The organism is Collinsella aerofaciens (genome assembly GCF_028209395.1).
In the GTDB taxonomy this organism is placed as follows: domain Bacteria; phylum Actinomycetota; class Coriobacteriia; order Coriobacteriales; family Coriobacteriaceae; genus Collinsella; species Collinsella aerofaciens_AZ.
The window spans coordinates 16,571-42,099 of record NZ_JAQLDQ010000001.1; the positions used below are offsets into that span (position 1 = coordinate 16,571).

Consider the following 25,529-nt stretch of genomic DNA (forward strand, 5'->3'; position numbering starts at 1 on the left):
GACCCTCCCATGAACAATCCGGCCCAACAAGCCCGGATGAAACACGTGTTACATCAGTATACGGGGAAGTGGGGTGGAAAAACGGAGTCGACAGCGTGAACTGCCGGCTCCGGATTGCTTGCCTTAGAGGCCGTACACTTCGACCATAGCTTCGCCAATGCGATGGGGCACGCCGGTGACGAGTGCGTTGCCCATGCAGAAGGCCCGATGGCCGTCGGTCATGCCCGTATCGGTCCAACCTTTCGGGAATCCCTGAAGCTGATCGAGCTCGTCGGGAACAAGACGGCGGAAACGGCCATCGGGACATTCGATGACGTGCTTGAAGCGGCTCGCTCCCGTGCCGCCTTCTCCTGTGAGGATGGTGCGGCTCGGCTTGTCGGTGGCATCCGGGAAGCTCATGGCTCCCTCGGAATACGTGTACGTAAAGCCTGTCTTTTTGTTAGTGCGCTCTTCGCGCTTGCTGCCCTTAAGGTAGCGCCAGTCGGGAAGCTTTTCGTCGGAGATGTAGAACTGCTCCGGGACATCAGCCTCGTCGACAAGCACGTCGCCAAGCACGTGGCGCTCACCGTGATAGTCCTCGGCAAAGTCGCAGGTCAGAACATGACAGCCCTGCATGACGCCAGCATTCTTGAATTGAGAGGTCTTTTGGCCGACGCCAAAACGAGTTGAGTTCTCGTAGGGGTCGGGCAAAACGTCGAGCTCGGACATCTCGTCGGGATAGATGGCGGGGAAGGCTTTAGCCATGACGCCGTTGTGCATGCGATTAACGAGATCAACCTTGCCAGCGTCCTTTTCGCAGAAGATATAAACACGCTTGCGACGCTGGGGGAAACCGTATTCGGCAGAGTTGACCACGCGCCATTCGACCGTGTAGTCGAGGTCGGCAAGACAGCTTAGGATGATGGCGAAGTCGCGACCGCGTTGAGACGCGGGCGACTTGAGCAGGCGGTCGACGTTCTCAAAGAGACCGAACTTGGGCTTCTTCATTTCGAGGAAGTGATAGATGTCCCACCAAAGGACGCCCTTCTTGCCCTCGATGCCGTGTGCCTGATTGAGCGGACGCGCGACAGAGTAGTCTTGGCAGGGGAAACCGCCAACAACCATTTGGACATCGGGGATTTCGATTTCTTTCGCCTCGGCCTGCTCCAGGACCTTATTGATGTCTTCGTTGACGACGGAATCATTGCCGAAGCGATCCATGTAGCAACGGGCCGCGAACTGACGCGCCTTGGTTCCGGGCGGCTCCCACTGATTGGCCCAAATGGTGAGGAAGGGGCCGGCGGGCTTCATGTAAAACTCGGGATGGCGAGGGTCGGCATAGCCTTCGAGACCCAAACGAAATCCACCGACGCCCGCAAAAAGCTCGGCAATATTAATCTCAGACACGTTTCTCCAATCGCTGCTGTGTCCGGTTATGGTGGTCACAACAATAACCGATCGAGGGGACAATCAAGACCTCAATTTTCTGGGCGTTAGTAGTTGCTCTGAACTACCATGAGGTTAGTTGCGAGTTTCGGAGGTATCCCGTGTCTAAGAAGCGCCTCGATTTCAAGCGCATGCTTGACGATACTGATTTTTCTGACCCCTCAAGTATTGAGCGCTATGCTGCCAATCTCGATGGCATGACGTTCCGCGATATTCTCGAGCTCGGTATTGCTCCGGAGGGGGAGAGTGCGCCCAAGGACTTTGGCTCCAAGAAGTACAAAGGCGGTATGGGCACTCTTATCGAAGAACGTTACTTTGGCTACAAGGCCAATAGTGACGATCGCCCCGACTTTCCCGAGGCGGGCGTTGAGCTCAAGGCAACGTGTTTTGATGTGCTCAAGAACGGCCGGAAGTCTGCTGGCGAGCGCCTTGTCCTGACCATGATTCCTTATGACCGACCTGTTTCGCTCGACTACGACAGTTCTCACCTCAAGACCAAGCTCAGCAATATCCTGTTGATTTACTACGGCCGAGATCGTTCCATCGATAAATACGACCAACGCATTGAGCGTGCGGTCATGGTTCGTCTGCCCGAAGAGGACATGAAAATCATTCGCGCCGACTACGAGAAGATCATTTCCTATATTCAGGATGGCCGTGCGGACGAGCTTTCAGAAGGCATGACGACTTATCTGGGTGCTTGCACGAAGGGCGCAACTGAGGCCACAATGTGGGCGGACCAGTATTATGAATACTTCAATACCGATACGGGCGAGATTGAGCGCCATCGCGCAAAGCGTCGCGCCTTTTCCCTCAAGCGCTCGTATATGGACTATGTGCTCCATACTTATGTCCTCGGTGCTCCGCGAGTCGGGGAGAGCATTGTTCAGGACGATGGCAAGTCTATCGATTTCGAAAGTTACGTAACTGGACTTATCGAGCGCCATTACGGTGAGACCGATCGTCAAATTGCCGAACAGTATGGACTGGAGTACACGGGCAATAAGGCGCAGTGGACAACGCTCGTTTATCGTATGCTCGGAATCAAAAACAATGCTGCCGAGGAATTCGTCAAGGCAGGCATTTCCGTCCGAACTGTTCGAGTTAACAACAGGGGGCACATCGAACAGGCTATGTCGTTCCCACCGTTTGAGTTCAAGCGTTTGATTGAAGAAGACTGGGAGACGTCGCCTCTTCATGCGTGCCTTGAGACCAATCGCTTTTTCTTCGTTGTGTTCCGTGAGGACCACGATGGCGTGCTGCGTCTCGATCGTTGTTTGTTCTGGGCAATGGGAGAAAACGAAATCGAAGGCCCAGCGAAAGCTTGTTGGGATGAGACGCGAAAGGTAATACGTGAGGGCGTTGAGCTCAATCCGTATCGGGATGCGAGCGGAAAGCTCAAAGTGACTAACAATCTGCCCGGTATGGCGGACAATCCAATTGTTCACGTTCGCCCGCATACGTCAAAAGCGGCTTACAAGTTTGCCGATGGAACAGAGATCGGTGACATCGCAAGGAATGCTTACGAACTGCCCGACGGGCGCTGGATGACGAAGCAATCGTTCTGGTTCAACAAGGGCTACCTGGAGCATATTCTGGGGCTGTAGCGTTTCGAGATTATTTAACAATCAACCCCTGCTCCTCGATACCTCGATGTTGCCCCTACAAATAAATCCCCTCACCAAGCTGCTTATGGAACTCGGCGTGATGGTCGCGTGCCCAGGTAAAGAGCGCCTGGTCAAAGTCGGTACGCGCGGCCGGGACGCCAAAGACGCCGGCAACTTCGACGCGCACAAACTCCAGTGCCGGCAGCTTGTTGATGGCAGTGAGGGCAAACGGGGACGAGGGCTCCTCGAACAGATAGCGGCTGCCTTGCAGCGCGTCGCAACTGGTGCACGTGTTGCCGAGCGACGGGGCTTTGGAGGCTCGCGCGCCTACGGGCTTGTAGCCGCAGCGCTTGTGAAGGTAGTCGCGGATCTCGCCCGGCACGCAGCCAAGAGCGGGCACGATGGCGAGTGCGTTGGCGTTGGCCGTGTTGATGGCAATGTGCCCGGCTTCGTTGGGCGCGTGCGCGATGGCGATGCTTTCGTCGTTATCGGCTCGATAGGGAATGCCGAAGGCCGCGACCGAAGTCTCTTTGTGACACTTCCAGCACTCGCGCTTGCCCAGTACTAGATATACATACGGCGCTGAGGGGTCGGATCGGTCAACACCGGGCAGCCACTCGGCAAAGGGCTCGGGGTTGACGCCGCTGGGTACATACCAGATTTTCTTGATCCGGTCCCATTTGGCGCCCAGCGTCTTGGCTTCTTCTTTGTGCGAAAAGGGGACATCGAGCTCGGTGCGCATGGCGGCTCCTTGGTGCTGCAGGTGCAAGTGGCTCAAGGATACCGCAGGGCACAGACATCGCGGCGTTTTGCTGAGAAGTTGCGGTGCGGATGGGTTCGAGACGTGTTGGTCTCGGCCTCGGTGGCTATTGGGGCGGTTTTGATTGACTACGGAGTCAGCCGGGATAGGCACTTGGGTCGCTGACGCGGTTTTGTACATGGGCAGGGCGGTTGGAGCAGCTTGCGGCGCAGTTTTGTGCCTGGCTATTGTTGATGTTGGGGCATTGAATTTGTTTGGCGGCTATTTGTCAGGTGAATTGATGTTACGTTGCGATGACGGTTGGAGCTGCCAGTGGATTTGGCGACATAAAACAAAACAGCTCATAGGCGAAGCCTCTGAGCTGCGAACATTTGGTGGGCGTTAGAAGATTTGAACTTCTGACCTCTTCCGTGTCAGGGAAGCGCTCTCCCCCTGAGCTAAACGCCCGATCAAGGGTGCGCAAGCGCGCAAGGGATAATATAACGGAGCCTGAACTCGGTGGCAAGAACATTTTTAAAAATCGCTTACATTGTGGAATTCGGGGGCTTTGTCGCATCCATTTCAAAAGAGCCTGCTGCCGCGATTTGGCTGTCGCATAATGCAAGGCCATTGCGGTATCGAGCTATGGAAAGACGCCTGCGGAATTGTCCTACCGATAAGCGGACAAGCCTCCAGCTGGTGACTTCGCCGTGGTAAGGTAAGCCGAATTGTTTCCAGGCTGTTTCGGGGGAGTGGAATGAGCAAAGAGTGTGTCGAGCAGGTCGAAGGCGCAGGGGCTTCGGTGCCGATGACCGATATATCGAACATTGATGTGCCCGAGGGCATCGACGAGCTCAGCCGTAGCACCCGCCGCGCCTGGCGCGAGCGCCTTAACGATGCGTCGTCGCGCAAGATGATCACGGGCGTCTTGGCTACGCTGGTGGGCGGTTCGTTTTGGGGCTTCTCGGGCACCAGCGCGAGCTTTCTGTTCGATACCTACCACGTCGACACCTTGTGGCTTATGAGCGTGCGTCAGATTCTCGCCGGTCTACTCTTTATGGCCGTGGTTGTTACGCGCGACCGCGAGCGCCTGATTAAGCTCTGGACCACACCCGCCGATCGCAAGCAGCTGCTGCTCTTTACCGCCTTTGGCCTGCTGTTCAACCAGTTTTGCTATCTTTCGGCCGTGCGCCTGACGAACGCCGGAACCGCGACGGTGCTCCAGTGCCTGCAGCTCGTTATCATCATGGGCTACACCTGCGTGATCGATCGCCGCATGCCGCGTACTCGCGAAGTCATCGGCATTGGCCTGGCTCTGGGTGGAACCTTTTTAATCGCCACCGGCGGTGACCCCACCAGCCTGAATATTTCGCCGCTTGGCCTGGCAGCAGGTCTTATGTGTGCGGTCAGCGCCGCGTGTATGGCGGTGATTCCCGCCAAGATCCTGCCCGAATACGGCAGCCCCATCGTCACGGGTTCGGCAATGCTCACGGCGGGCGTGGTCTCGTGCTTCTTCGTGCAGCCCTGGGCGCATATGCCGGCGCTCGACGCTGCCGGCGTCGAGGCGCTCGCGGTGTTCGTGGTTATCGGCTCGTTTTTTGCTTACATGCTCTATATGCAGGGCGTTAAGGACATCGGCTCGGTACGTGCGAGCCTCATCGGAACTGTGGAGCCGGTTTCGGCGACCATCACCAGCGCCGTTATGCTGGGGACGGTGTTTTTGCCGACCGACCTTATCGGCTTTGTCATGATCATCGTGATGATGTTCCTTACGGTGTAGCTAGCGCCGCCGCCAAGACAGAAAAGGTGTTGTGCCGCATTTTCGCCAATTGATGTCCGTGTCTGGAGTTTAGCTGTCGATGCTCAAAATGCCATAAACTAGCAACGTTATGGACTTTTTCATTGCGACTCAATTGCGAGGATTTCTTTATGGCTGGTAATCACTTTAAGGGCAGCGATAGCGGCCGTCCTGCAGTTCCGCCGCGTCCGAACGGGGCTGGTAAGGCCGGCACGCCGGGCGGCGCTGGACAGGGCGGTTCCGGTAAGCGCGTGTCCCCGGGCGAGACGGCGATGTTTACCGCTCTGTACGAGCAGTCTCAAAAGGCAAAAAAGACCGGCCGTGCAAAAGGGAATGTCTTTGCGGGCGGTGCAACCTCCGCGTCGCAGCCGAGCGGGGCTCCTTCGGTGCCTGCGAACAACGCAGGTGCTGCCAACGCCGCGAATGCTGCCGGCAACGTTAATGCCGGCAAGGCCGCCAACAATACTCCTTCTGCCGGTGGCGCGGGGCTTACGGGTAACCTTGGCACGATTTACACCGGCGCCTCCGAGACTGGCACGTTCGCCCGCCTGGATGATAGCGGTGCCGAGTTTGCGGGCTCGGGTTCCAAGGAAGATTATTACGATTTTGGCTTGAACTACGGTAGCGACGCTTCGTCGAGTTCGACCTCTGACGGTCTGGTCCGTCATCGCCATCGCAAGGGCGAGCGCAAAAAGCGTCACACCGGCGCCATTATTGCCGCTGTAGTCGCGGTGCTTCTCGTTGCGCTTGGCGCAAGCGGCTTTATGCTGCTTAACTCGGCAAAGACCGTAAAGAGCGAAGCGAAGGAGGCTGTCGAGATCGTCGGTGGCCTTAAGGACAAGGTCACGTCGGGCGATTTTTCGACGCTGCCCGACGACGCGAAGGAGATCGATGAGCTCTGCGACAGCATGAAGGCGGAGACCTCGAGCCCGCTGTGGGCGGCGGCTTCGTTTATCCCGGTGTATGGCAGCGATATCAATGCGGCCCGCACCATGATTGACGCCCTGTCCGATGTCTCGAGCAATGCGCTGGTTCCCATGGCCGACAACCTCTCGCAGGCTACGCCCGGCAAGCTGTTCCAGGACGGCATGATTAACGTGTCCGCGCTACAGGCCGTTGCCGATTCGCTTTCCGATAGCTCCAAGGTGTTCAAGAGCGCCAACGAGAAGATCCAGGGTATTGGCGATACTCATATTTCCCAGGTGACCGAGCTGGTCGATAAGGCCAAGGACGGCTTTGCCACCCTCAACGGTGCGGTTGACGCGGCGGAGAAGGTCGCCCCCGTCCTTCCCCAGATGCTCGGCGCCAACGGCCAGACGCGCAACTACCTTGTGTACGCCATGAACAACGTCGAGATTCGTGCCTGCGGCGGCTTTGGCGGTTCGCAGGGCCTGATTTCGGTCACCGACGGCCAGATGTCGATTGGCGAGTTTGTTCCCCGCATTGGACTCAGCGAGGATGAGGCAGTCGAGAGCGTCGACGAAGAGGATGAGGCGCTGTTCGGCAACCACAGCAACCTGTACAACTCGGGCAATACCTATTCGCCTGATTGGCCCCGCAACTCGCAGCGTGTCGCCGCGCTGTGGAAGTCCCAGTATGGGCAGGACGTTGATGGCGTCGTCGGCATCGATCCGGTGTTCTTGCAGTACCTGCTGGGCCTTGTCGGTAATGTCTCGCTGCCTGATGGTACGGTCGTCGACGGTACCAACGCGGCGAAGGTTCTCATGCACGATGTGTATTGGAACTATCCGGTCGAGGAATCGGACGGCATCTTTGCGGCTGTTGCCAGCGCCGCCTTCGACAAGATTCTCGGTGGCATCGGTGACGTCGACGTTACAAAGCTTGTCAGTGCATTCGAGCGCGGTGCCGAAGAGGGCCGTCTGATTGCTTGGATGAGAAACGATGATGGGCAGAATGCCATCAAAGAGACGGGTATTGACGCTTCGCTGCCCGATCCGGATGATCCGAGTGCCGATCCCGTTGCCGGCGTTTACTTTAACAACCTGAGCTTCTCCAAGCTCGACTGGTATCTGAACGCCGACACGCAGATCGGCCAGGGCATCAAGAACGGCGACGGCACGTGCTCGTATCGCATCACCGTTACTCTGACGAACATCATGACGCAGGAGGAGGCAGGCAAGCTGCCCGACTACGTTGCGGCGAGCGCACCCGATGCCGCGCGTGACGACGAGCGTCTGAATGTCTCGTTGTTTGCCCCGACGGGCGGCAACATTACTGATCTGACCGTCGAGGGCACCCAGTTTAGTCTTGGCGCCGCTACGTGGCATGGAATCCCCTTCTATTCGGGCACCGTTGACCTGCATGCTGGCGAGACGACGACGATCACGTATACGCTGACCACGTCGGCCGAGGCGGGGGACAAGCCGCTTACGCTGCGTCAGACTCCTACATGCCAGGCGGCTCGCGACAGCGCGTCGGCGTAGGGTTTTTCTGGTAGCGCAGATAATCGAGTACCATTTTGGGGCGGACAGGCAATCTGTTCGCCCCTATTTTGTAAGGAGAGCGCATGAAGTACTTTGGCACCGACGGCTTTCGTGGTGAGGCCAACGTTGGGCTGACGGTAGAGCACGCTTATAAGATTGGTCGTTTTGTGGGCTGGTATTACGGCGCCAACCGCGAGCGCAAGGCGCGCGTGATCGTGGGCAAGGACACGCGTCGCTCGAGTTATATGTTCGAGGCGGCGCTGGTGAGCGGCCTGGTCGCGAGCGGTGCGGACGCCTATATGCTGCATGTGATCCCGACGCCGGGCGTGGCGCATCAGACCGTGGAGGGCTGCTTCGATTGCGGCATCATGATCAGCGCAAGCCACAACCCGTTTTGCGATAACGGCATTAAGCTCGTCAACAGCGACGGTTTTAAGATGGACGAGGACGTACTGGAGCTCATCGAGGACTACATCGATGGCAAGAGCGAGGTACCGCTGGCAACGGGCAACCATATCGGCGCCACGGTGGACTACATGCAGGGCCGCAACCGCTATATTGCCTCGCTCATCGCCAGCGCGAACTTTTCGCTGCAGGGCGTCAAGATCGGTATCGACTGCGCCAACGGCTCGGCATCCTCGGTGGCCAAGCCGGTGTTCGACGCACTGGGCGCCGACGTGCGCGTGATCAACGCCGCGCCCGACGGCTTTAACATCAATGTCGACTGCGGCTCTACGCATATTGAGCGCCTGCAGCGCCATGTGGTGGAGCAGGGCCTGGACGTGGGCTTTGCCTATGACGGCGATGCCGATCGCTGCCTGGCCGTGGACGAGCGCGGTCGCGTGGTAGACGGCGATCAGATCCTGTACGTGTGCGGCGTGTATCTGAACAAGCACGGGCGACTCTCGGGCGGTACCGTGGTGCCGACGATTGCCAGCAACTTTGGCCTGGTCAAGTCGCTGGAGCTTGCCGGTCTGAGCGCCGTGACCAGCGGTGTGGGCGACCGTCACGTGTATGCCAAGATGCGCGAGGGCGGCTACAGCCTGGGTGGCGAGCAGACGGGCCATACGATCTTTGGCGATATCGAGCGCACGGGCGACGGCATTATGACCTCGCTGCGCGTGATGGAAGTGATTCGTGCCGAGCGTGAGACGCTCTCGCAGCTCACGGCTCCGTGTAAGCTGCTGCCGCAGGCGCAGGTGGCCGTGCACGTGGCGGACAAGGACGCCGCGCTCGAGAACATGGGCGTGCAGAACGCCATCGCCGAGGCCGAGGCGTCGCTGGCGGGCGAGGGCCGCGTGCTCGTACGCAAGAGCGGAACCGAGTCGGTTATCCGCGTGCTGGCCGAGGCGCCCGACCAAGCATCCGCCGATGCCGCCATGAAGCGCATCGCCGCCGCGCTGGAAGCTCTGTAAGGTAGTCATTGGGGACGTTCTTAAACAACTAGGTGGAAAGGGGGCGCCGCGGATTGGTTCCGCGGCGCCCCCTTTGCGTTGACGTGTCGGTTATGCCTTACAGCTCGTAGAGCGTGGTGAACTTGTCCTGCAGGTAGCTGCAGTAGTAGCGGGCATCGAACGCCATGCCGCACGCGCCCTTGATGAGCTCCGGCGCGTCCTTGGCGCGGCCCCACTGCCAAATGTGCTCGCCCAGCCAGGCGCGGACGGGTGTCAGGTCGCCGCTCGCACAGGCGCCGTTGAGGTCGACACCGTCGCGGCACATGGCCGGCACAAACATGGCGTCGTAGGCGCTGCCCAGCGCATAGGTGGGGAAGTAGCCAAACGAGCCGCCGCTCCAGTGCGTATCCTGTAGGCAGCCGTGCGTGTCGTCGGGAACGGGAATGCCCAGGTACTCATCCATGAAGCGGTTCCAAAGCGCGGGGATATCCTTGGCTGTGGCCTCGCCGGCAAACAGCATGCGCTCGATCTCGTAGCGCACCATAACGTGCAGCGGATAGGTGAGCTCGTCGGCCTCGGTGCGGATCAGCGAAGGCTGCGCGATGTTCACGGCGTGGTAGAGCGTGTCCTCGTCGACGTCGCCGTAGACCTCGGGTGCGTGGCGGCGCAGCACCTCGAGCAGCGGTCCCATAAAGGCGCGGCTGCGACCCACGGTGTTCTCGAAAAAGCGGCTCTGGCTCTCGTGGATGCCCATGGAGGTGCCGCCCTCAAGACAGGTGCGCGCATAGGCGGGATTGACGCCCAGCTCGTACATGGCGTGTCCTGCCTCGTGGATGATGCTGAAGACGTTGGAGATGCAGTCGTTCTCGTAGATGTGCGTCGCGATGCGCGCATCACCCACGGCAAAGCCCTCGCTAAACGGGTGCTCGGTAAAGGCGAGCGTGGTGTCGTCCAGGTTCAGGCCGACAAGCTTCATCAGATCGAAGCTCATGGCACGCTGGGCAGCCTCGGGCACGCGGGCATGCAAAAAGTCGGCAGCGGGCTGCTGGCCGCGCTCGCCGATGGCGTGCACGAGCGGCACGACCGTGGCCTTGACCTCCTCGCAAAACGCGTCGAAGCTCTTGGCGGAAAGGCCGCGCTCGTACTGGTCGAGCCAAACATCGTAGGGGTCGCGCTTGGGATCCATGAGCTCTGCCTGATGCTTAAGTTGGGCGACGATTCTATCCACATAGGGCTCAAAGCTCGCCCAGTCGTTGGCCGTCTTGGCTTTGTGCCACACGGCGTCGGCCTCGCAGGTGAGCCTGGTCCAGGCCTCGGCCTCCTCGGTAGGAATAACGCTTGCCTCGCGTTGATCGCGGCCGAGCACGCGGATCTCGTCAAGCAGCTGCGGGTCGTCTACGTGTCCGCCTGCAACCGTCTCGCGCGCTAACGAGCGTACGAGCTCAACGGACTTCTCGCTGGTCAGCAGCTTGTGATGCTCGCCGGCAAGGGTGCCCATGGCGTCGGCACGGGCGGCGGCACCGTTGGCGGGAGCAATCGTCGCTCCATCGAACTCGGCAATCTTGAGCAGGTACTCGCGAGTCCACAGCTTGCCCTCGAGCTTGCGGAATTTTTTGACGGCCTTATCGACTTTAGCGGCCTTGACGCCCTTGGCAGCCTTTGCCACGGCGGCTTGGGCCTTCTTATCGAGTTTCTTTCCCATACCGTATCCTTAATCTCGCAGGTCGAGCGCCGCAGGTGGGCGCGCGGCCAGTTTTGCACAGCTACCTGCCTTGTACCCAGCGCTAACAAAACGGAACGCGGCGATATGCTCGCAGAATGTGTTATCCTATAGCCCAATGCGTTGACGGAGAGGGTTTTGCCCGTCGCGTCGCCGGCAAGAGAGGGAAGGTCATGGGCTGCAAGCCTTCCTGCGGTGGCAAGGGCCAAGCGTTCACTCCCGAGCAGCAACCTCAACGGGCACGCGGCCAGCGGCGGCGAAGCCCCAGTAGGGAAGCCGTGAGCCTCGCGACAAGGGGCAAAGAGTGGGCGCGGCGGGCCAGACATCCGCCGGGTCAAACAAGGTGGTACCGCGGAATTCAACCGTCCTTGGGCAATGCACATGCCCGAGGGCGGTTTTTTGTTACCGAACCGGGCCGCGTTTTCGCAACGTCAGACGGCGGCAGCCGCCTCGGCAAGCGGGGAACGCGAGAGACGAAAGGGAAGACATGAGTCTGATTGATGATCTGGTCAAACTCGAGGAAGAGGCCAAGGAGCTCGTCACTAGCGCCGACGACGCCGCCAAGCTCGAGGCTGCGCGCGTTGAGCTGCTCGGTCGCAAGGGCCGTATCACCGGCCTGATGCGCATGATGGGCAAGCTCGCCCCCGAGGATCGTCCCATGATGGGCAAACGCGCCAACGAGATGCGCCAGCTGATCGAGGGCATGCTCGACGAGCGCACCACCGAGATGAAGGCCGCCGCCCTCAAGCACGCACTCGAGCACGAGGCCGTCGACATCACGCTGCCGGGCATCCGTCCGCAGATCGGTCACCAGCACCTGATCAAGCAGATCATCGAGGAGGCCGAGGATATCTTCTGCGGCATCGGCTACACCGTCGAGTCCGGCCCCATGGTCGATACCTCCTACTACAACTTCACCGCGCTCAACGCGCCCATGGATCACCCGAGCCGCTCGGCTCGCGACACGTTCTATGTGGTCGACAACAACCCCGGTAGCGTCGCACACCCCGAGGCTCACGCCCACGGCGAGTCCGACGTACTGCTGCGCACCCAGACCTCGGGTGTGCAGATCCACACCATGGAGTCGCAAAAGCCGCCCATCTACATGATCTGCCCGGGCACCGTCTATCGTCCCGACACGGCCGACGCCTGCCACCTGCCGCAGTTCAACCAGATCGAGGGCCTGGTCGTCGACGAGGGCATCACCTTTGGCGATCTTAAGGGCACGCTCGACTACTTTGTTAAGTGCATGTTTGGCGAGGATCGCAAGACGCGCTATCGCCCGCACTTCTTCCCCTTCACCGAGCCTTCCTGCGAGGTGGACGTGAGCTGCCACGTGTGTGGCGGCAAGGGCTGCAACTTCTGCAAGCACAGCGGCTGGATCGAGATCCTGGGCTGCGGCATGGTCGACCCCAACGTCCTGATCAACTGCGGCATCGACCCCGAGAAGTACACCGGCTTCGCCTTTGGTATTGGCGCCGAGCGCGTCGCGGCACTGCGCTACGACCTGCCCGACCTGCGCACGTTGATGACTGGTGACATGAGGTTCTTGAACCAGTTCTAGAACGCTTTCTTCTTAGTTGCAGTTTCCGGCTCAAAGCCGCATTTATGAAAGGAGACCAGTTAGATGCGTGTTTCTTACGACTGGCTCAAGACCATGATCGATATTCCGGAGGATCCCAAGACCCTTTCGGACGAATATATCCGTACCGGCACCGAGGTCGAGGCGATCGACACCGTGGGCGAGTCCTTCGACCACGTGGTGACCGCCCAGGTGCTTACCAAGACCCCGCACCCCGATAGCGACCACATGTATGTGTGCTCGGTCGACGTGGGTGACAAGAACCTCGACGCCGACGGCAATCCCGCTCCGCTGCAGATCGTCTGCGGCGCGCAGAACTTCGAGGCCGGCGACCACATCGTCACGGCCATGATCGGCGCTGTCCTGCCCGGCGACGTCAAGATCAAGAAGAGCAAGCTTCGCGGCGTCGTGTCCATGGGCATGAACTGCTCCGCGCGCGAGCTCGGCCTGGGCGGCGACCACTCCGGCATTATGATCCTGCCCGAGGATACGCCCTGCGGCATGCCGTTTGCCGAGTACGTGGGCTCGAGCGATACCGTGCTTGACTGCGAGATCACGCCCAACCGTCCCGATTGCCTGTCCATGATCGGCATGGCCCGCGAGACCGGCGCCATCTTCGACCGCGATTTCCACGTTGAGCTGCCTGCCATCAAGGCCGAGACCGGCCGCGCGACCGACGACGAGCTTTCGGTCGAGATTGCCGACGAGGGCCTGTGCGACCGCTACGTCGCCCGCATCGTGCGCAACGTGAAGGTCGGCCCCTCGCCCGACTGGATGGTCAAGCGCCTCAACGCCCTGGGCGTGCGCCCGCACAACAACATTGTCGATATCACCAACTACGTGATGATGCTCACCGGTCAGCCGCTGCACGCCTTTGACCTGGACACCTTTGCCGAGCGCGATGGCCGCCGTCGTGTGGTGGTCCGCGCCGCCCAGCAGGATGAGAAGTTCACGACGCTCGACGGCGAGGAGCGCACGCTCGACGCCGGCATGGGTCTCATCACCGACGGCGAGCGCCCCGTGGCGCTGGCCGGCGTTATGGGCGGCATGGATTCCGAGATCGAGGACGACACCGTCGATGTGATGGTCGAGAGTGCCTGCTTCAACGCCGGTCGCACCTCGCACACCAGCCGCGACCTGTCCCTGATCTCTGACGCCTCCATTCGCTTTGAGCGCCAGGTTGACGAGACCGGCTGCGTGGACGTCGCCAACGTTGCCTGCGCGCTCATCGAGGAGATCGCCGGCGGCGAGGTTGCTCCCGGCTATGTCGACGTTTTCCCTGCGCCCAAGACTATCGACAGCATCAAGCTGCGCCTGGCCCGCGTGCATGCCATCTGCGGTGCCGACATCGAGCCCGAGTTTATCGAGCGTTCGCTCACCCGCCTGGGCTGCACCGTCGAGCGCGACGGCGATGACTTCATGGTCACCCCGCCGAGCTTCCGTCCCGACCTGCCGCGCGAGATCGACCTGATCGAGGAGGTCCTGCGCCTGTGGGGCATGGGCCGTGTGACGGCGACCATCCCGGCTGCCAAGAACCACATCGGCGGCCTGACCCGCGAGCAGAAGCTCACCCGCAAGGTCGGCGAGATCCTGCGCGCCTGCGGCCTCAACGAGACCACGACTTTCGGCTTTGCCGCCCCGGGCGACCTGGAGAAGATCGGTATGTCCACCGAGGGTCGCGGTTGCCCCGTGGTGCTCATGAACCCGCTGGTAGCCGAGCAGACCGAGATGCGTCGTTCGCTGTTGCCGGGCCTGCTGCAGTCCGTGGCCTATAACGAGGCCCACGGCACGCCCAACGTGCACCTGTACGAGGTCGGCAGCCTGTTCCACGGTCGCGAGAACGCCAGCCTGCCCAAGGAGACCAAGTCCGTGGCGGGCGTGCTCTCGGGCCAGTGGAGCGAGCAGTCCTGGAACATGAAGTACCGCAAGCTGCGTTTCTTCTTTGGCAAGGGCATTGTCGAGGAGCTGCTCGCCCAGCTGCGCATCGAGAAGGTTCGCTTCCGTCCCGTCGAGGGCGAGGGCTACGCTTTCTTGCAGCCGGGTCGTGCGGCCGAGGTTCTGTCCGGCGGCACCGTACTGGGCTGGGTCGGCGAGATTCACCCCGAGGCGCGCGAGGCGATGGGCATCGATGAGGTCGTCGTTGCCTTTGAGCTCGATCTGGACAAGCTGATCAAGGGCGCCCGCAATCAGGAGAACTACCGCGAGTTCTCGCAGTACCCGGCTGTTGAGCACGACCTTGCTATCGTGGTCGACAATGCTGTGACCTGCGAGGATCTTGAGCGCCGCATTACCAGCGCCGGCGGCAAGCTGCTCGAGGGCGTGCGCCTGTTCGACGTCTACCGCGATCCCATCCGCATCGGAGCGGGCAAGAAGTCCATGGCCTTTGCGCTTACGTATCGCTCCGACGACCACACGCTCACCAGCGAAGAGGTCGAGAAGGCGCACCAGAAGATCGTCACCAAGGTATGCAAGGGCGTAAACGGCGAGGTCCGCGGATAGGGCTTGCGCTGGGGTATGGGTCAGCGGTGGTTGCCGCCGAGTCTTACGTGACCGCTATGCTCGATATAAGGCACCGTTGAGCCTTCATATATGACACGCGCATTACATAACGGCGTGCTGCTTTGTCGGCAGTGCGCCGTTTTGCTATGATAGCCCGCGGCGTGTTACGAATCTTACAATGCGTAACACTGACAAGGTGATTTAAGCGGCGTTGCAATTCTGTGCGCCGATAACCGGGAGGCGCCCATGCACATTCCAGATAATTATCTGTCCCCGCAGACGGATGCCGTCATGGCAGTGGCAATGGTGCCCGTTTGGGTCCACTGCATCAAAAAGGTGCGTGCCACGCTCGATCGCGAGCACATGGCTTTCCTGGGCATCTGCGCCGCATTTTCCTTCTTGCTCATGATGTTCAACGTGCCGCTGCCCGGCGGCACCACGGGTCACGCCGTCGGCGGCGCGCTCATCGCGCTGCTGCTGGGCCCGGAGGCCGCGGCCATTGCTGTCTCGGTCGCGCTGGCGCTACAGGCACTACTGTTTGGCGACGGCGGCATCCTGTCCTTTGGCGCCAACTGCTTTAACATGGCCTTCGTGCTGCCGTTTGCCGCTGCTATCGTGTTCCGTGCGCTCAACAGCCGTCTGCACGACAAGAGCTGGGGCACCTCGGTTTCGGCCATCGTAAGCGGCTGGGTCGGCCTGTGCCTGGCGGCCCTGTGCGCGGCAATCGAGTTTGGTATTCAGCCGATGCTCTTTACCAACGCTTCGGGCGCGCCGCTGTACTGCCCCTTCCCGTTGTCTATTGCCATTCCTGCCATGATGATCCCGCATATGCTGGTTGCCGGCGTGGTCGAGGGCGTGGCGACGGCTGCGATTTACGGTTTCATTAAGAAGACGGCGCCGAGCGTTATCGTCGGGCCCGAGGCCGTCGATGGCCAGCTTGCTGCCGAGGGCGCTGCTGCCAAGAAGACCTCGCTGGTCCCCACACTCATCCTGGTTGCCGTGCTTGTCGTGGCCACGCCGCTGGGCCTGCTGGCCACGGGTGACGCCTGGGGTGAGTGGGACGCCGAGGGCGCCGCGACCGCCGTTCAGGAGGCTGGTGACAACAGTCTGCAGACTTCGGTCGGCCTCGATACCCCGACCTTTGCCGACGCTCTGCCCACGGGCGATTATCTGCAGGCCTATTCCGAGGAGCAGGGTCTTGGCTTTGCCGGCCAGGCCGCGATGTATATTCTTTCGGGCGTGATTGGCGTGGCGGTGCTCACCATCGCATTCCGTCTGATTTCGCTGACGGTCAAGGAAAGCGGTGCTCATGGCAATAGCCAAGCTGCCTAGCTGGCTTGCGGCCGAGGAGCGATACGAGCCCGCGGGGGTTCGGCATCGAGTGATGCAAAAGAATGTCCTGCACCTGGCGAGCCTGCTTGAGCGGGTTCGCCTGGGTGGAGGCGCGCACGAGGGCGGGTCGATGGTCGACCGCGCCCTTTCTTGCGTTTCGGCTCCGGTGCGCCTGGTGGGGATGTTCGTTTGCGTCCTGTGCGTGTGTCTGACGCAGAGCCCGCTGTACCTCATGCTGATGGCGGCTATCGCACTGGTGCTCGTTGCCGTGCGCCCCGTACGCGGACTGCGGGCAACCTTTGTGCCGGCGCTTGGCGCTGCGGGGCTCGCGGTGGTTCTGGCGCTGCCCGCCTTGCTGCTGGACGCTTCTGCCGCGGGCGCCATGCTCAAGATTGCGCTCAAGACCTTCATTAATGTGTCGCTAGTGCTGGGCGTTTCGTGGACCCTCACGTGGAGCCGCATGTCGGCGTCGCTCAAGATGCTGCATCTACCCGACGAAGTTATCTTTACGTTTGATATGGCGCTCAAGCACATCGAGGTGCTGGGTCGCACGGCGCACAATCTGTGCGAATCGGTCATGCTGCGCAGCGTGGGTCGTGCGCCTGCGGGTTTTTCGCGCACCGACTCGCTGGCGGGTATCATGGGCATGACGTTTATCAAGGCGATGGAATGCAGCAGCGCGATGGACGAGGCTATGCTTTGCCGCGGCTTTGCCGGTGCGTATCCGGCGCCCGCGCGTGTCGGGTTTGGCTGGCGCGATGCGGTCTATGCGGCCGGCGTGGCGCTGCTGGCAGTGTTGTGCGCCGTGCTGTAGACGCTGCTGGTTTCGACTGGGGATGCAAATAGGGAAGGGCGACGTTTTGACGATCGATATGAATAGTGCGGCGGGCACGAACGGCGCGCGCGCCGAGGCCATGCCGCTCATCGAGCTGCGCGACGTGGTGTTCTCCTATGCGGGGCATACGGTTGTCGATGGTGTGTCGCTGCAGGTCGATCGTGGTGAACTCGTTGCCCTGCTCGGTCCCAACGGCTGCGGCAAGACGACGATCATGCGCCTTATCAACGGCCTTGAGCTCGCGGACGCAGGGGCATACCTGTTCGACGGGCATGTGATCGATGCGGCGTTTCTAAAGGATTCCGCGGCTGCTCAGCGTTTTCATCAGCGCGTGGGCTTTGTGTTCCAGAATGCCGATGCCCAGCTCTTTTGCGCTACGGTGGGCGAGGAAGTTGCTTTTGGTCCCGCGCAGATGGGGCTGCCGGCAGACGAGCTCGAGCGCCGCGTGCGCGATGCCATGGAACTGTTCCAGGTTACCGATCTGGTCGATGCCTCGCCTTATCAGCTTTCGGGCGGGCAAAAGAAGCGTGTTGCGCTGGCTGCCGTCGTGTCGATGAACCCCGATATCCTGGTGCTCGACGAGCCTACCAATGGACTTGACGAGGACTCTTGCGACATCGTGGTCAACTTCCTGCTGGCCTATGTTGCTGCCGGTAAGACGGTCTTGATGAGTACACATCATCAGGATTTGGTGCGACGCCTGGGTGCCCGCGCCATCTATATCGATCGATACCACCATGTGGTCGAGGCACCTTCGCCGTCGTATGGAACCGAAAGCGGTGCTACGGACTAGTTGCTGCGTAGAGCGTGCGTAGCCGCCCGCGCGGCTTTGCCGTGATGGTATAGTTATCCAGGTTTTTATGGGGGTGGCTATGCCAAGCTGGAACATTCATATCGCTCAGACGGAGCGTTTGCTGGAGCGCACCGGTGCGCTTGCCAATAGCGTGCGCGACCGCAATGCCTTTTTGTTTGGCTGCGTGGTTCCGGATATTTTCGTGGGCTATATGGTCCCTGGCATCGCCGATCCCATCCCGTACCGCATTACGCACTTTGCAAAGCCCGAGCCTATCCCTAAGCCTCGTGAGCATGAGTTCTGGGATACCTATGTGGCACCGTTGCTTAAAAGTTCGCCCACCGGTGCGCCAGCCGCGGCTACCTCGATTGTCGAGGAGCGCGAGCGACTGAATCGCGTGCACTATCCCCAGCGCTACAGGGATGCCGAGCCGGTTGCCGGTCCCGGCGCCTGTGAGTTCTCGCTTGCATCCGAAGATGTGGCGCAGTCGTTGCTCGATTTGACACTGGGTGTCTGGTCGCATCTGGTGGCCGATACCGTATGGAATACGCGCGTGAATCAGTACCTGGAGGCGCACGGCGGCAAGCCGTGCGAGGAGTTCCGCATTAAAAAGCAAGGTGACTTTGACTGGTTTGGCAAGACGCTCGGCATTGTTTCGATTCCGCGCGCGACCGATCGCCTGTATACTGCGGCGACGCGTTTTGGGCAGTATCCCATCCATAAGGAGTATGTGCTCAAGACCATCGGCGTTATGCACGAGATCGTGCGAGAAAACCCCGGTGAGCCCGACCATCCGCCATACCGCCTGCTGACCGAGGAGTTCTTCGACGCGACGTTTACCGAGGTGATCGAGCTGACCGAGGCGGGCTTTGCGGCTCGCGTTGCCGCTTCTGACGTCCCCGCAGTCCCTCTGATCGCTAGCTGCTAGCCGGCCGGCTTGACGGTGAACAGCTCATCCCAATTGACCAACAGCTCCCGTCGCAGGGCGTCTTCGGTGGTGCGCTCGGCATCGGAGAGGCTTGCGACTGAACACAAATCGATGATGCGGCATACGAAGAAGGTCTAAAAAGGGCCCGGAAGGCAAAGCCTTCCGGGCCCTTTTGCAATGCAAGCGTGCTTGCAAGTGCGATTTAGCGCACCTGAGCGACGTAAGCGACGTTGGTCGAGGAGACCTTGTCCTCGAGCTGAACACTCATGCGGGGATCGCCGGCGGTAGCGACGGTCAGATCGCCGGCCTCGACGTAGCCGAGCTCCTTAGCGGTCTCGATCGCCTTGACGATCGTGCCGTTGACGGTGCCCTGGGTAATCTCGGCCTGGTGCGGGATAACGCCCCAGTACATGATCATCTGCTGGACGGCCCACTCGTGGCGGGAGAACGCGCAGATCGGCATGTTGGGACGGAAGTGCGAGATCAGGCGTGCGGTACGACCGGTGGTCGTCGGCACGGTGATGCACTTGGCGCCAACGGTGGTGGCCATGTTCACAGCGGACATACCCACAACGTTGTTGACGACGCGGGTGCCGTGAGCGTCGGCCGGAACCTCGAGCGGAGCGTGGGCCGGGAGGTACTTCTCGGTCTCGAGAGCAATGCTGGCCTGCATCTTAACGGCCTCGACCGGGTACTTACCGGCAGCGGACTCGCCAGAGAGCATAACGGCGTCGGTGCCGTCGTAGATGGCGTTAGCAACGTCGGCAACCTCCGCGCGCGTCGGGCGCGGGTTCTGCTGCATGGAGTCGAGCATCTGCGTAGCGGTGATAACGGGCTTGTAGGCCGCGTTGCACTTGGCGATGATCTCCTTCTGGATGTGCGGAACGAGCTCGGGCTTGATCTCGATACCCAGGTCGCCACGGGCGACCATGATGCCGTCGGAAGCCTCGAGGATCTCGTCGAAGTTCTCGACGCCCAGGGCGCACTCGATCTTCGGGAAGATCGTCACGTGCTCGCCACCGTTCTCGCGGCAAAGCTTGCGGATGCCGCGGACGGACTCGCCGTCACGGATGAAGGAAGCGGCGATGTAGTCGATGTTCTCGGTCAGGCCAAAGAGGATGTCCTGACGATCGCGCTCGGTGATGGCGGGCAGCGAGATGTTGACGTTGGGCATGTTGACGCCCTTGCGCTCGCCGATCAGGCCGTCGTTCTTAACGACGCAGGTCATGTCCTGGCCGCTGACGGACTCGACCTCGAGGGCAACCAGGCCGTCATCGATCAGGATGAGGGAGCCCTTCTCGACCTCGGAAGGCAGAGCCAGGTAGTCGAGGGAGATGTGCTCAGCGGTGCCGTGGAAATCCTCGGACGTGGGCTGAGCGGTGACGACGATCTTATCGCCGGTCTTGACGGCAACCTTCTTGCCGTCGACCAGAAGGCCGGTGCGGACCTCGGGGCCCTTGGTGTCGAGCAGGATGCCGACAGGCAGACCGAGCTCCTTGGAAATACGGCGGACGCGCTCGATGCGACCGTGGTGCTCGTCGTAGGAGCCGTGCGAGAAGTTAAAACGGGCGACGTTCATGCCCGCCTTGATCATCTCGCGGATGGTCTCGTCGCTATCGCAGGCGGGACCCATGGTGCATACAATCTTAGTGCGCTTGTACATTCAGACCTCCATCTGACATCGTCTTGCGCTGATAGATAAACCATAAGAAATAAAACCGAGATGATTATAACGAAATGCCGACCGAATACCCCAAAAAATCGACCGTATGCCGAAATGGAAGTTCATTTTTTGCGGGAAAAACGGTATATGAAAAATCTTTACCAACCACTCCAACCGCTGCTATCTGGGAGATATGTCAGTTTGGCGATGTGCCGAAGAAAAAACGTTTTACCAATGTTGAGCATCACACGGTCTGCACCGTTGCGTGCGGACCATATTTCCAAACCGATTGTTTTGGCTAGACGCGTCGCTTTGGGGTACCATAGCTCCACTATCAACTGCCGCTCAGCACGGCAGCCTTGATGAGCCCTTGCCCTTCTCCTGGGAATTATGATCGGGCATCAATCTGCTGAGTGGCCCGAATCCCAGGAGGGGACTCTATATGCAAAAGGAATACCTGTCCGCCGCGGCGGAGGTGCTCAGCGACCAGGGCGTCGATGAGAACCTCGGCCTGAGCAACGACGAGGCGTCGTCGCGCCTCGCCAAGACAGGCCCTAACAAGCTCGAGGAAGCCGAGAAGACACCGCTGTGGAAGCGTTTCTTTGAGCAGATGGCCGACCCCATGGTCATCATGTTGATCGTTGCCGCCGTCATCAGCGCGCTCACGGGTATGGTCAAGGGCGAGGCGGACTTTGCCGATGTCGCCATCATCATGTTCGTCGTTATCGTCAACTCGGTGCTGGGCGTGGTCCAGGAGGCTAAAAGCGAGGAGGCTCTCGAGGCCCTGCAGGAGATGAGCGCGGCGCAGTCCAAGGTGCTGCGCGACGGCAAGCTCGTGCACCTGCCGAGCGCCGAGCTCGTGCCCGGTGACGTGATCATGCTCGAGGCGGGCGACTCCGTCCCGGCCGACTGCCGCGTGCTCGAGAGCGCCACGATGAAGATCGAGGAGGCCGCCCTTACCGGCGAGTCCGTGCCCGTCGAGAAGCATGCCAACGTGATCGAGCTCGCCGCCGGCACCGACGACGTGCCGCTCGGCGACCGCAAGAACATGTGCTACATGGGTTCCACCGTGGTATACGGCCGCGGTCGCGCCGTCGTGGTCGGCACCGGTATGAACACCGAGATGGGCAAGATCGCCGGCGCCCTGGCCGAGGCCAAGGAAGAGCTCACGCCGCTGCAGGTGAAGCTCGCCGAGCTCAGCCGCATCCTTACCATCATGGTTATCGTCATCTGCGTCGTCATCTTTGGCGTCGACATCATCCGCCACGGCGTGGGCAACGTTCTCACCGATCCGACCGCGCTGCTCGACACCTTTATGGTCGCTGTCTCGCTTGCCGTCGCCGCCATCCCCGAGGGCCTGGTTGCCGTCGTGACCATCGTGCTGTCGCTCGGCGTGACCAAGATGGCCAAGCGTCAGGCGATTATCCGCAAGCTCTCTGCCGTCGAGACCCTTGGCTGCACGCAGACCATCTGCTCCGACAAGACCGGTACCCTCACCCAGAACAAGATGACCGTCGTCAAGCACGAGCTCGCTGCGCCTAAGGAGAAGTTCCTGGCCGGCATGGCTCTGTGCTCCGACGCCCAGTGGGACGAGGAGCTGGGCGAGGCCGTGGGTGAGCCGACCGAGTGTGCGCTCGTCAACGATGCCGGCAAGGCGGGGCTCACTGGCCTGACTGCCGAGCATCCGCGCGTGGGCGAGGCCCCGTTTGACTCGGGCCGCAAGATGATGTCCGTGGTCGTCGAGACCCTGGACGGCGAGTATGAGCAGTACACCAAGGGCGCGCCCGACGTGGTGATCGGCCTGTGCACCCATATCTACGAGGGCGACAAGGTCGTTCCGCTGACCGAGGAGCGTCGCGCCGAGCTCGTGGCCGCCAACAAGGCCATGGCCGACGAGGCCCTGCGCGTGCTGGCGCTGGCAAGCCGCACCTACACCGAGGTCCCGGCCGACTGCAGCCCCGCTGCGCTCGAGCACGACCTGGTCTTCTGCGGCCTGTCCGGCATGATTGACCCGGTCCGCCCCGAGGTCGCCGACGCCATCCGCGAGGCCCACGATGCCGGTATCCGCACCGTCATGATTACGGGCGACCACATCGACACCGCCGTGGCCATCGCCAAGCAGCTGGGTATCGTCACCGATCGCAGCCAGGCCATCACGGGCGCCGACCTCGACCGCATGAGCGACGAGGAACTCGACGCGCACATCGAGGACTACGGCGTGTACGCCCGCGTTCAGCCCGAGCACAAGACCCGCATCGTCGAGGCTTGGAAGTCGCGCGACCAGATCGTGGCCATGACGGGCGACGGCGTCAACGACGCCCCGTCCATCAAGCGCGCCGACATCGGCGTTGGCATGGGCATCACCGGTACCGACGTCACCAAGAACGTCGCCGACATGGTGCTTGCCGATGACAACTTCGCCACCATCATCGGTGCCTGCGAAGAGGGCCGTCGCATCTACGACAACATCCGCAAGGTCATCCAGTTCCTGCTTTCGGCAAACCTTGCCGAGGTCTTCTCGGTGTTTATCGCCACGCTCATCGGCTTTACCATCTTCCAGCCGGTGCAGCTGCTGTGGGTGAACCTGGTTACCGACTGTTTCCCCGCGCTCGCGCTGGGCATGGAGGACGCCGAGGGCGACATTATGAAGCGCAAGCCGCGCAACGCTAAGGACGGTGTCTTCGCCGGACATATGGGTCTGGACTGCGTGGTCCAGGGTCTGATCATCACCGTGCTGGTGCTGGCGAGCTTCTTTGTGGGCGTGTACTTTGACATGGGCTACATTCACATCGCTGATATGATCGCCGGCAATGCCGACGAGGAAGGCGTGATGATGGCGTTCATCACGCTCAACATGGTCGAGATTTTCCACTGCTTCAATATGCGCAGCCGTCGTGCGTCGCTGTTCACCATGAAGAAGCAGAACAAGTGGCTGTGGGCTTCCGCTGCGCTGGCGCTGGTGCTGACGGTGATCGTGACCGTACAGCCGACGCTTGCCGAGATGTTCTTTGGCCCTGTGACGCTTGAGCTCAAGGGCGTTCTTGCCGCGCTGGGCCTGGCCTTCCTGATCATCCCGCTGATGGAGATCTACAAGGCGATCATGCGCGCGGTCGAGAAGGAGTAAGTTAACCTGTCCGGGCCCGCCCCTGCGTGTTTTCTTCTTCGCTGGTCCTCGCGCTTCGCGCTGCGGGATCGCTCAGAAGAAACCCCTCTCGGCGGTCGGGCCTTCGGACAACCTCTCGGGACCATGAGCTGAGGGAAAGTATGTGAGCTGGTCGGGCTTTGCCCGGCCAGCTCTTTTTGATTTAAAATACCTGCTCAGTTGTGATTTTGGCTGCTGGGAGGCGTTTGTGGCTAAGGCTAAGGCTAAAGCGAAGAAAAAGACGACGGGGGCGCGGGCTAAGCGCGGTCGTCGTCGGAAACTCGCGACCGAAGCGCCCGTGTCTGCCGAGGAGTTGTTGGCGAGCGTACCGGGGCTCGATGCGCTGCAGGATGTCCCGGCGTTTGATGATCTGCCGGTCGATGAAACCCAGCAGACTGCCTTTGATGATTTCTGCGCACATGCCGAGGAGCCCGAGCAGATGCAGCTCGGTGCCGTGGTACGCCTGGATCGCGGGTTTCCGCTGGTGGCCACTGCCGACGACACCTTTCGCGCCGAGCATGCCGTGGGGTTTGCCAAGTCGCGCGGCGAGGACGAGGTCCTGCTGCCTGCCGTGGGCGACCGTGTGGCGGTACGCCGCGCTCCCGGGCACGATATGGGCGTGATTGAGTACGTGCTGCCGCGCCGTACGAGCTTTGAGCGTTGGCGCGGCCGCGCCCGTGGAGAGCGCCAGGTGCTCTGCTCCAACGTGGATAGCGTGCTAATCGTGCAGGCGCTCGGTGCCGGTGAGGTGCTGCTCGACCGCGTGGCGCGCTCGCTGGTGTTGGCGCTCGACTGCGATGCCGAGCCAGTGGTGGTGCTCACCAAAGCTGACCGCTGCGATGCCGAGGAACTCGAGCGCGATTTGGACCGCGTGCGCCGCCTGGTGGGTCCGGACGTGCGCGTAATCGTGACGTCCTCTGCCGAGGGCCGCGGCCTGGACGAGGTCCGTGCCTGCGTGCCTGCCGGGAGCTGTGCCATGATTCTGGGCGAGTCGGGTGCCGGCAAGTCGACGCTGCTCAATGCACTGCTGGGCCACGATACGTTGGCGACCGGCGGTGTGCGTGAACGCGACGACCAGGGCCGTCACACTACCGTCGCGCGCGTGATGGTGGCGCTGCCGGGCGACGCCGGCGTGATCGCCGATGCTCCGGGCCTGCGCAGCCTACCGCTCGTGGGTCACGAGCGAGGTCTGGCGCGCGCTTTCCCCGAGATTGTCGAGGCATCGCGCGCGTGCCGGTTTGGCGATTGCACACATACCCATGAGCCGGGCTGCGCCGTTCGCGAGGCCGAGGACGCCGGGCAGATCGACAGCCTACGGCTGGAAACGTTCCAAAACTTGGCGTCATCCATGCGCGTGAGCGCTCAAATGCTCGATCCCGATGTTCATCTGTAATTGATTTTTCCTATGACAGCCGTCTCCCAACTGTTCAGGAGACGGCTTTTTTGCTGCGGAAAAGCCTCGAAACATGCAGTTTGCTGACGTGCTGACCAAAACCTTGCCACGAGCTTGACGGGCTGGTCAGCTTTTGGTCAGCGATTGGTTTGACATCGAAAACCAAGATTGCGATTGCGCCGCTTTGCACTCTGACCGCCCAGACAATGGTGGTACGGGCATTCGCCCGGCACTG

General features: G+C 61.0%; 16 protein-coding genes and 1 tRNA gene. 12 read left to right on the top strand and 5 right to left on the bottom strand.

The features are described from left to right. Window positions 1–123: 123 nt before the first annotated feature. Entirely contained in the window at window positions 124–1,386 is a 1,263-nt protein-coding gene (gene dcm / locus PMW67_RS00060; protein ID WP_271738447.1) for a DNA (cytosine-5-)-methyltransferase, read from the bottom strand. 140 nt (window positions 1,387–1,526) lie between these two features. Between dcm and PMW67_RS00065 the strand changes: the two genes are divergently transcribed. After that, window positions 1,527–3,032 carry a Sau3AI family type II restriction endonuclease gene (locus tag PMW67_RS00065; protein WP_238022902.1) on the top strand — a complete coding sequence of 502 codons (1,506 nt, stop codon included), beginning with the start codon at window positions 1,527–1,529 and terminating at the stop codon, window positions 3,030–3,032. 55 nt (window positions 3,033–3,087) lie between these two features. Here PMW67_RS00065 and PMW67_RS00070 read toward each other — a convergent pair whose 3' ends face one another. Beyond that, entirely contained in the window at window positions 3,088–3,774 is a 687-nt protein-coding gene (locus PMW67_RS00070; RefSeq protein ID WP_271738448.1) for a DUF5710 domain-containing protein, read from the bottom strand. A 390-nt stretch (window positions 3,775–4,164) separates the two neighbouring features. Continuing rightward, window positions 4,165–4,239: transfer RNA gene (locus PMW67_RS00075), tRNA-Val, on the bottom strand. A gap of 289 nt (window positions 4,240–4,528) precedes the next feature. Here PMW67_RS00075 and PMW67_RS00080 point away from each other — a divergent pair. The 3 genes from PMW67_RS00080 to glmM all read left to right on the top strand — a co-directional run bounded on the left by PMW67_RS00080 (window position 4,529) and on the right by glmM (window position 9,428). Beyond that, window positions 4,529–5,551, top strand: coding sequence for a DMT family transporter (locus tag PMW67_RS00080; protein WP_271738449.1), 1,023 nt, complete (start codon window positions 4,529–4,531; stop codon window positions 5,549–5,551). A 149-nt stretch (window positions 5,552–5,700) separates the two neighbouring features. After that, complete coding sequence (locus tag PMW67_RS00085) at window positions 5,701–8,013, top strand: DUF4012 domain-containing protein (protein WP_271738450.1); 2,313 nt, start codon at window positions 5,701–5,703, stop codon at window positions 8,011–8,013. 83 nt (window positions 8,014–8,096) lie between these two features. After that, window positions 8,097–9,428: a phosphoglucosamine mutase gene (gene glmM, locus PMW67_RS00090; protein WP_271738451.1), complete on the top strand. Its 1,332-nt coding sequence runs from the start codon at window positions 8,097–8,099 to the stop codon at window positions 9,426–9,428. 97 nt (window positions 9,429–9,525) lie between these two features. On the opposite strand, the gene PMW67_RS00095 is transcribed toward glmM, so the two are convergent. Beyond that, on the bottom strand, window positions 9,526–11,109 hold the full coding sequence (locus PMW67_RS00095) for a carboxypeptidase M32 (RefSeq protein WP_271738452.1): 1,584 nt from the start codon (window positions 11,107–11,109) through the stop codon (window positions 9,526–9,528). Between the two features lie 505 nt (window positions 11,110–11,614). Between PMW67_RS00095 and pheS the strand changes: the two genes are divergently transcribed. The 6 genes from pheS (at window position 11,615) to PMW67_RS00125 (ending at window position 19,096) form a co-directional block, all read left to right on the top strand. After that, a complete protein-coding gene (gene pheS, locus PMW67_RS00100; RefSeq protein ID WP_117770495.1) occupies window positions 11,615–12,691 on the top strand; it encodes a phenylalanine--tRNA ligase subunit alpha in 1,077 nt (358 codons plus the stop codon). Window positions 12,692–12,754: 63 nt separating this feature from the next. After that, on the top strand, window positions 12,755–15,208 hold the full coding sequence (gene pheT, locus PMW67_RS00105) for a phenylalanine--tRNA ligase subunit beta (protein WP_271738453.1): 2,454 nt from the start codon (window positions 12,755–12,757) through the stop codon (window positions 15,206–15,208). Window positions 15,209–15,454: 246 nt separating this feature from the next. After that, on the top strand, window positions 15,455–16,540 hold the full coding sequence (cbiM, locus tag PMW67_RS00110; RefSeq protein WP_099432609.1) for a cobalt transporter CbiM: 1,086 nt from the start codon (window positions 15,455–15,457) through the stop codon (window positions 16,538–16,540). Beyond that, window positions 16,518–17,354, top strand: a complete 837-nt coding sequence (locus tag PMW67_RS00115) for an energy-coupling factor transporter transmembrane component T family protein (protein WP_271738454.1) — start codon at window positions 16,518–16,520, stop codon at window positions 17,352–17,354. Before cbiM ends, PMW67_RS00115 begins: the two co-directional genes overlap by 23 nt. Before the next feature lie 46 nt (window positions 17,355–17,400). Next, a complete protein-coding gene (locus tag PMW67_RS00120; protein WP_229077260.1) occupies window positions 17,401–18,168 on the top strand; it encodes an energy-coupling factor ABC transporter ATP-binding protein in 768 nt (255 codons plus the stop codon). A gap of 79 nt (window positions 18,169–18,247) precedes the next feature. Next, on the top strand, window positions 18,248–19,096 hold the full coding sequence (locus tag PMW67_RS00125; protein WP_271738455.1) for a hypothetical protein: 849 nt from the start codon (window positions 18,248–18,250) through the stop codon (window positions 19,094–19,096). 202 nt (window positions 19,097–19,298) lie between these two features. Here the strand turns inward: PMW67_RS00125 and pyk are convergent, their stop codons facing one another. Further along, a complete protein-coding gene (pyk, locus tag PMW67_RS00130; RefSeq protein ID WP_117637393.1) occupies window positions 19,299–20,759 on the bottom strand; it encodes a pyruvate kinase in 1,461 nt (486 codons plus the stop codon). A 442-nt stretch (window positions 20,760–21,201) separates the two neighbouring features. Here pyk and PMW67_RS00135 point away from each other — a divergent pair, with 442 nt between their 5' ends. Together PMW67_RS00135 and rsgA are read left to right on the top strand one after the other, a co-directional pair. Beyond that, the gene (locus PMW67_RS00135; protein ID WP_271738456.1) at window positions 21,202–23,883 is read left to right on the top strand and encodes a cation-translocating P-type ATPase; all 2,682 of its coding nucleotides are present in this window, start codon (window positions 21,202–21,204) and stop codon (window positions 23,881–23,883) included. Between the two features lie 226 nt (window positions 23,884–24,109). Further along, window positions 24,110–25,294 carry a ribosome small subunit-dependent GTPase A gene (gene rsgA / locus PMW67_RS00140; protein WP_271738457.1) on the top strand — a complete coding sequence of 395 codons (1,185 nt, stop codon included), beginning with the start codon at window positions 24,110–24,112 and terminating at the stop codon, window positions 25,292–25,294. The last annotated feature ends 235 nt before the right edge of the window (window positions 25,295–25,529 follow it).

What these genes read in the sequence shown, in the direction of transcription:
- PMW67_RS00070 (WP_271738448.1), bottom strand. Translation starts at nt 3,774, where the DNA reads ATGCGCACCGAGCTCGATGTCCCCTTTTCGCACAAAGAAGAAGCCAAG.
- PMW67_RS00080 (WP_271738449.1), top strand. Translation starts at nt 4,529, where the DNA reads ATGAGCAAAGAGTGTGTCGAGCAGGTCGAAGGCGCAGGGGCTTCGGTG.
- PMW67_RS00085 (WP_271738450.1), top strand. Translation starts at nt 5,701, where the DNA reads ATGGCTGGTAATCACTTTAAGGGCAGCGATAGCGGCCGTCCTGCAGTT.
- glmM (WP_271738451.1), top strand. Translation starts at nt 8,097, where the DNA reads ATGAAGTACTTTGGCACCGACGGCTTTCGTGGTGAGGCCAACGTTGGG.
- PMW67_RS00095 (WP_271738452.1), bottom strand. Translation starts at nt 11,109, where the DNA reads ATGGGAAAGAAACTCGATAAGAAGGCCCAAGCCGCCGTGGCAAAGGCT.
- pheS (WP_117770495.1), top strand. Translation starts at nt 11,615, where the DNA reads ATGAGTCTGATTGATGATCTGGTCAAACTCGAGGAAGAGGCCAAGGAG.
- pheT (WP_271738453.1), top strand. Translation starts at nt 12,755, where the DNA reads ATGCGTGTTTCTTACGACTGGCTCAAGACCATGATCGATATTCCGGAG.
- cbiM (WP_099432609.1), top strand. Translation starts at nt 15,455, where the DNA reads ATGCACATTCCAGATAATTATCTGTCCCCGCAGACGGATGCCGTCATG.
- PMW67_RS00115 (WP_271738454.1), top strand. Translation starts at nt 16,518, where the DNA reads ATGGCAATAGCCAAGCTGCCTAGCTGGCTTGCGGCCGAGGAGCGATAC.
- PMW67_RS00125 (WP_271738455.1), top strand. Translation starts at nt 18,248, where the DNA reads ATGCCAAGCTGGAACATTCATATCGCTCAGACGGAGCGTTTGCTGGAG.
- pyk (WP_117637393.1), bottom strand. Translation starts at nt 20,759, where the DNA reads ATGTACAAGCGCACTAAGATTGTATGCACCATGGGTCCCGCCTGCGAT.
- PMW67_RS00135 (WP_271738456.1), top strand. Translation starts at nt 21,202, where the DNA reads ATGCAAAAGGAATACCTGTCCGCCGCGGCGGAGGTGCTCAGCGACCAG.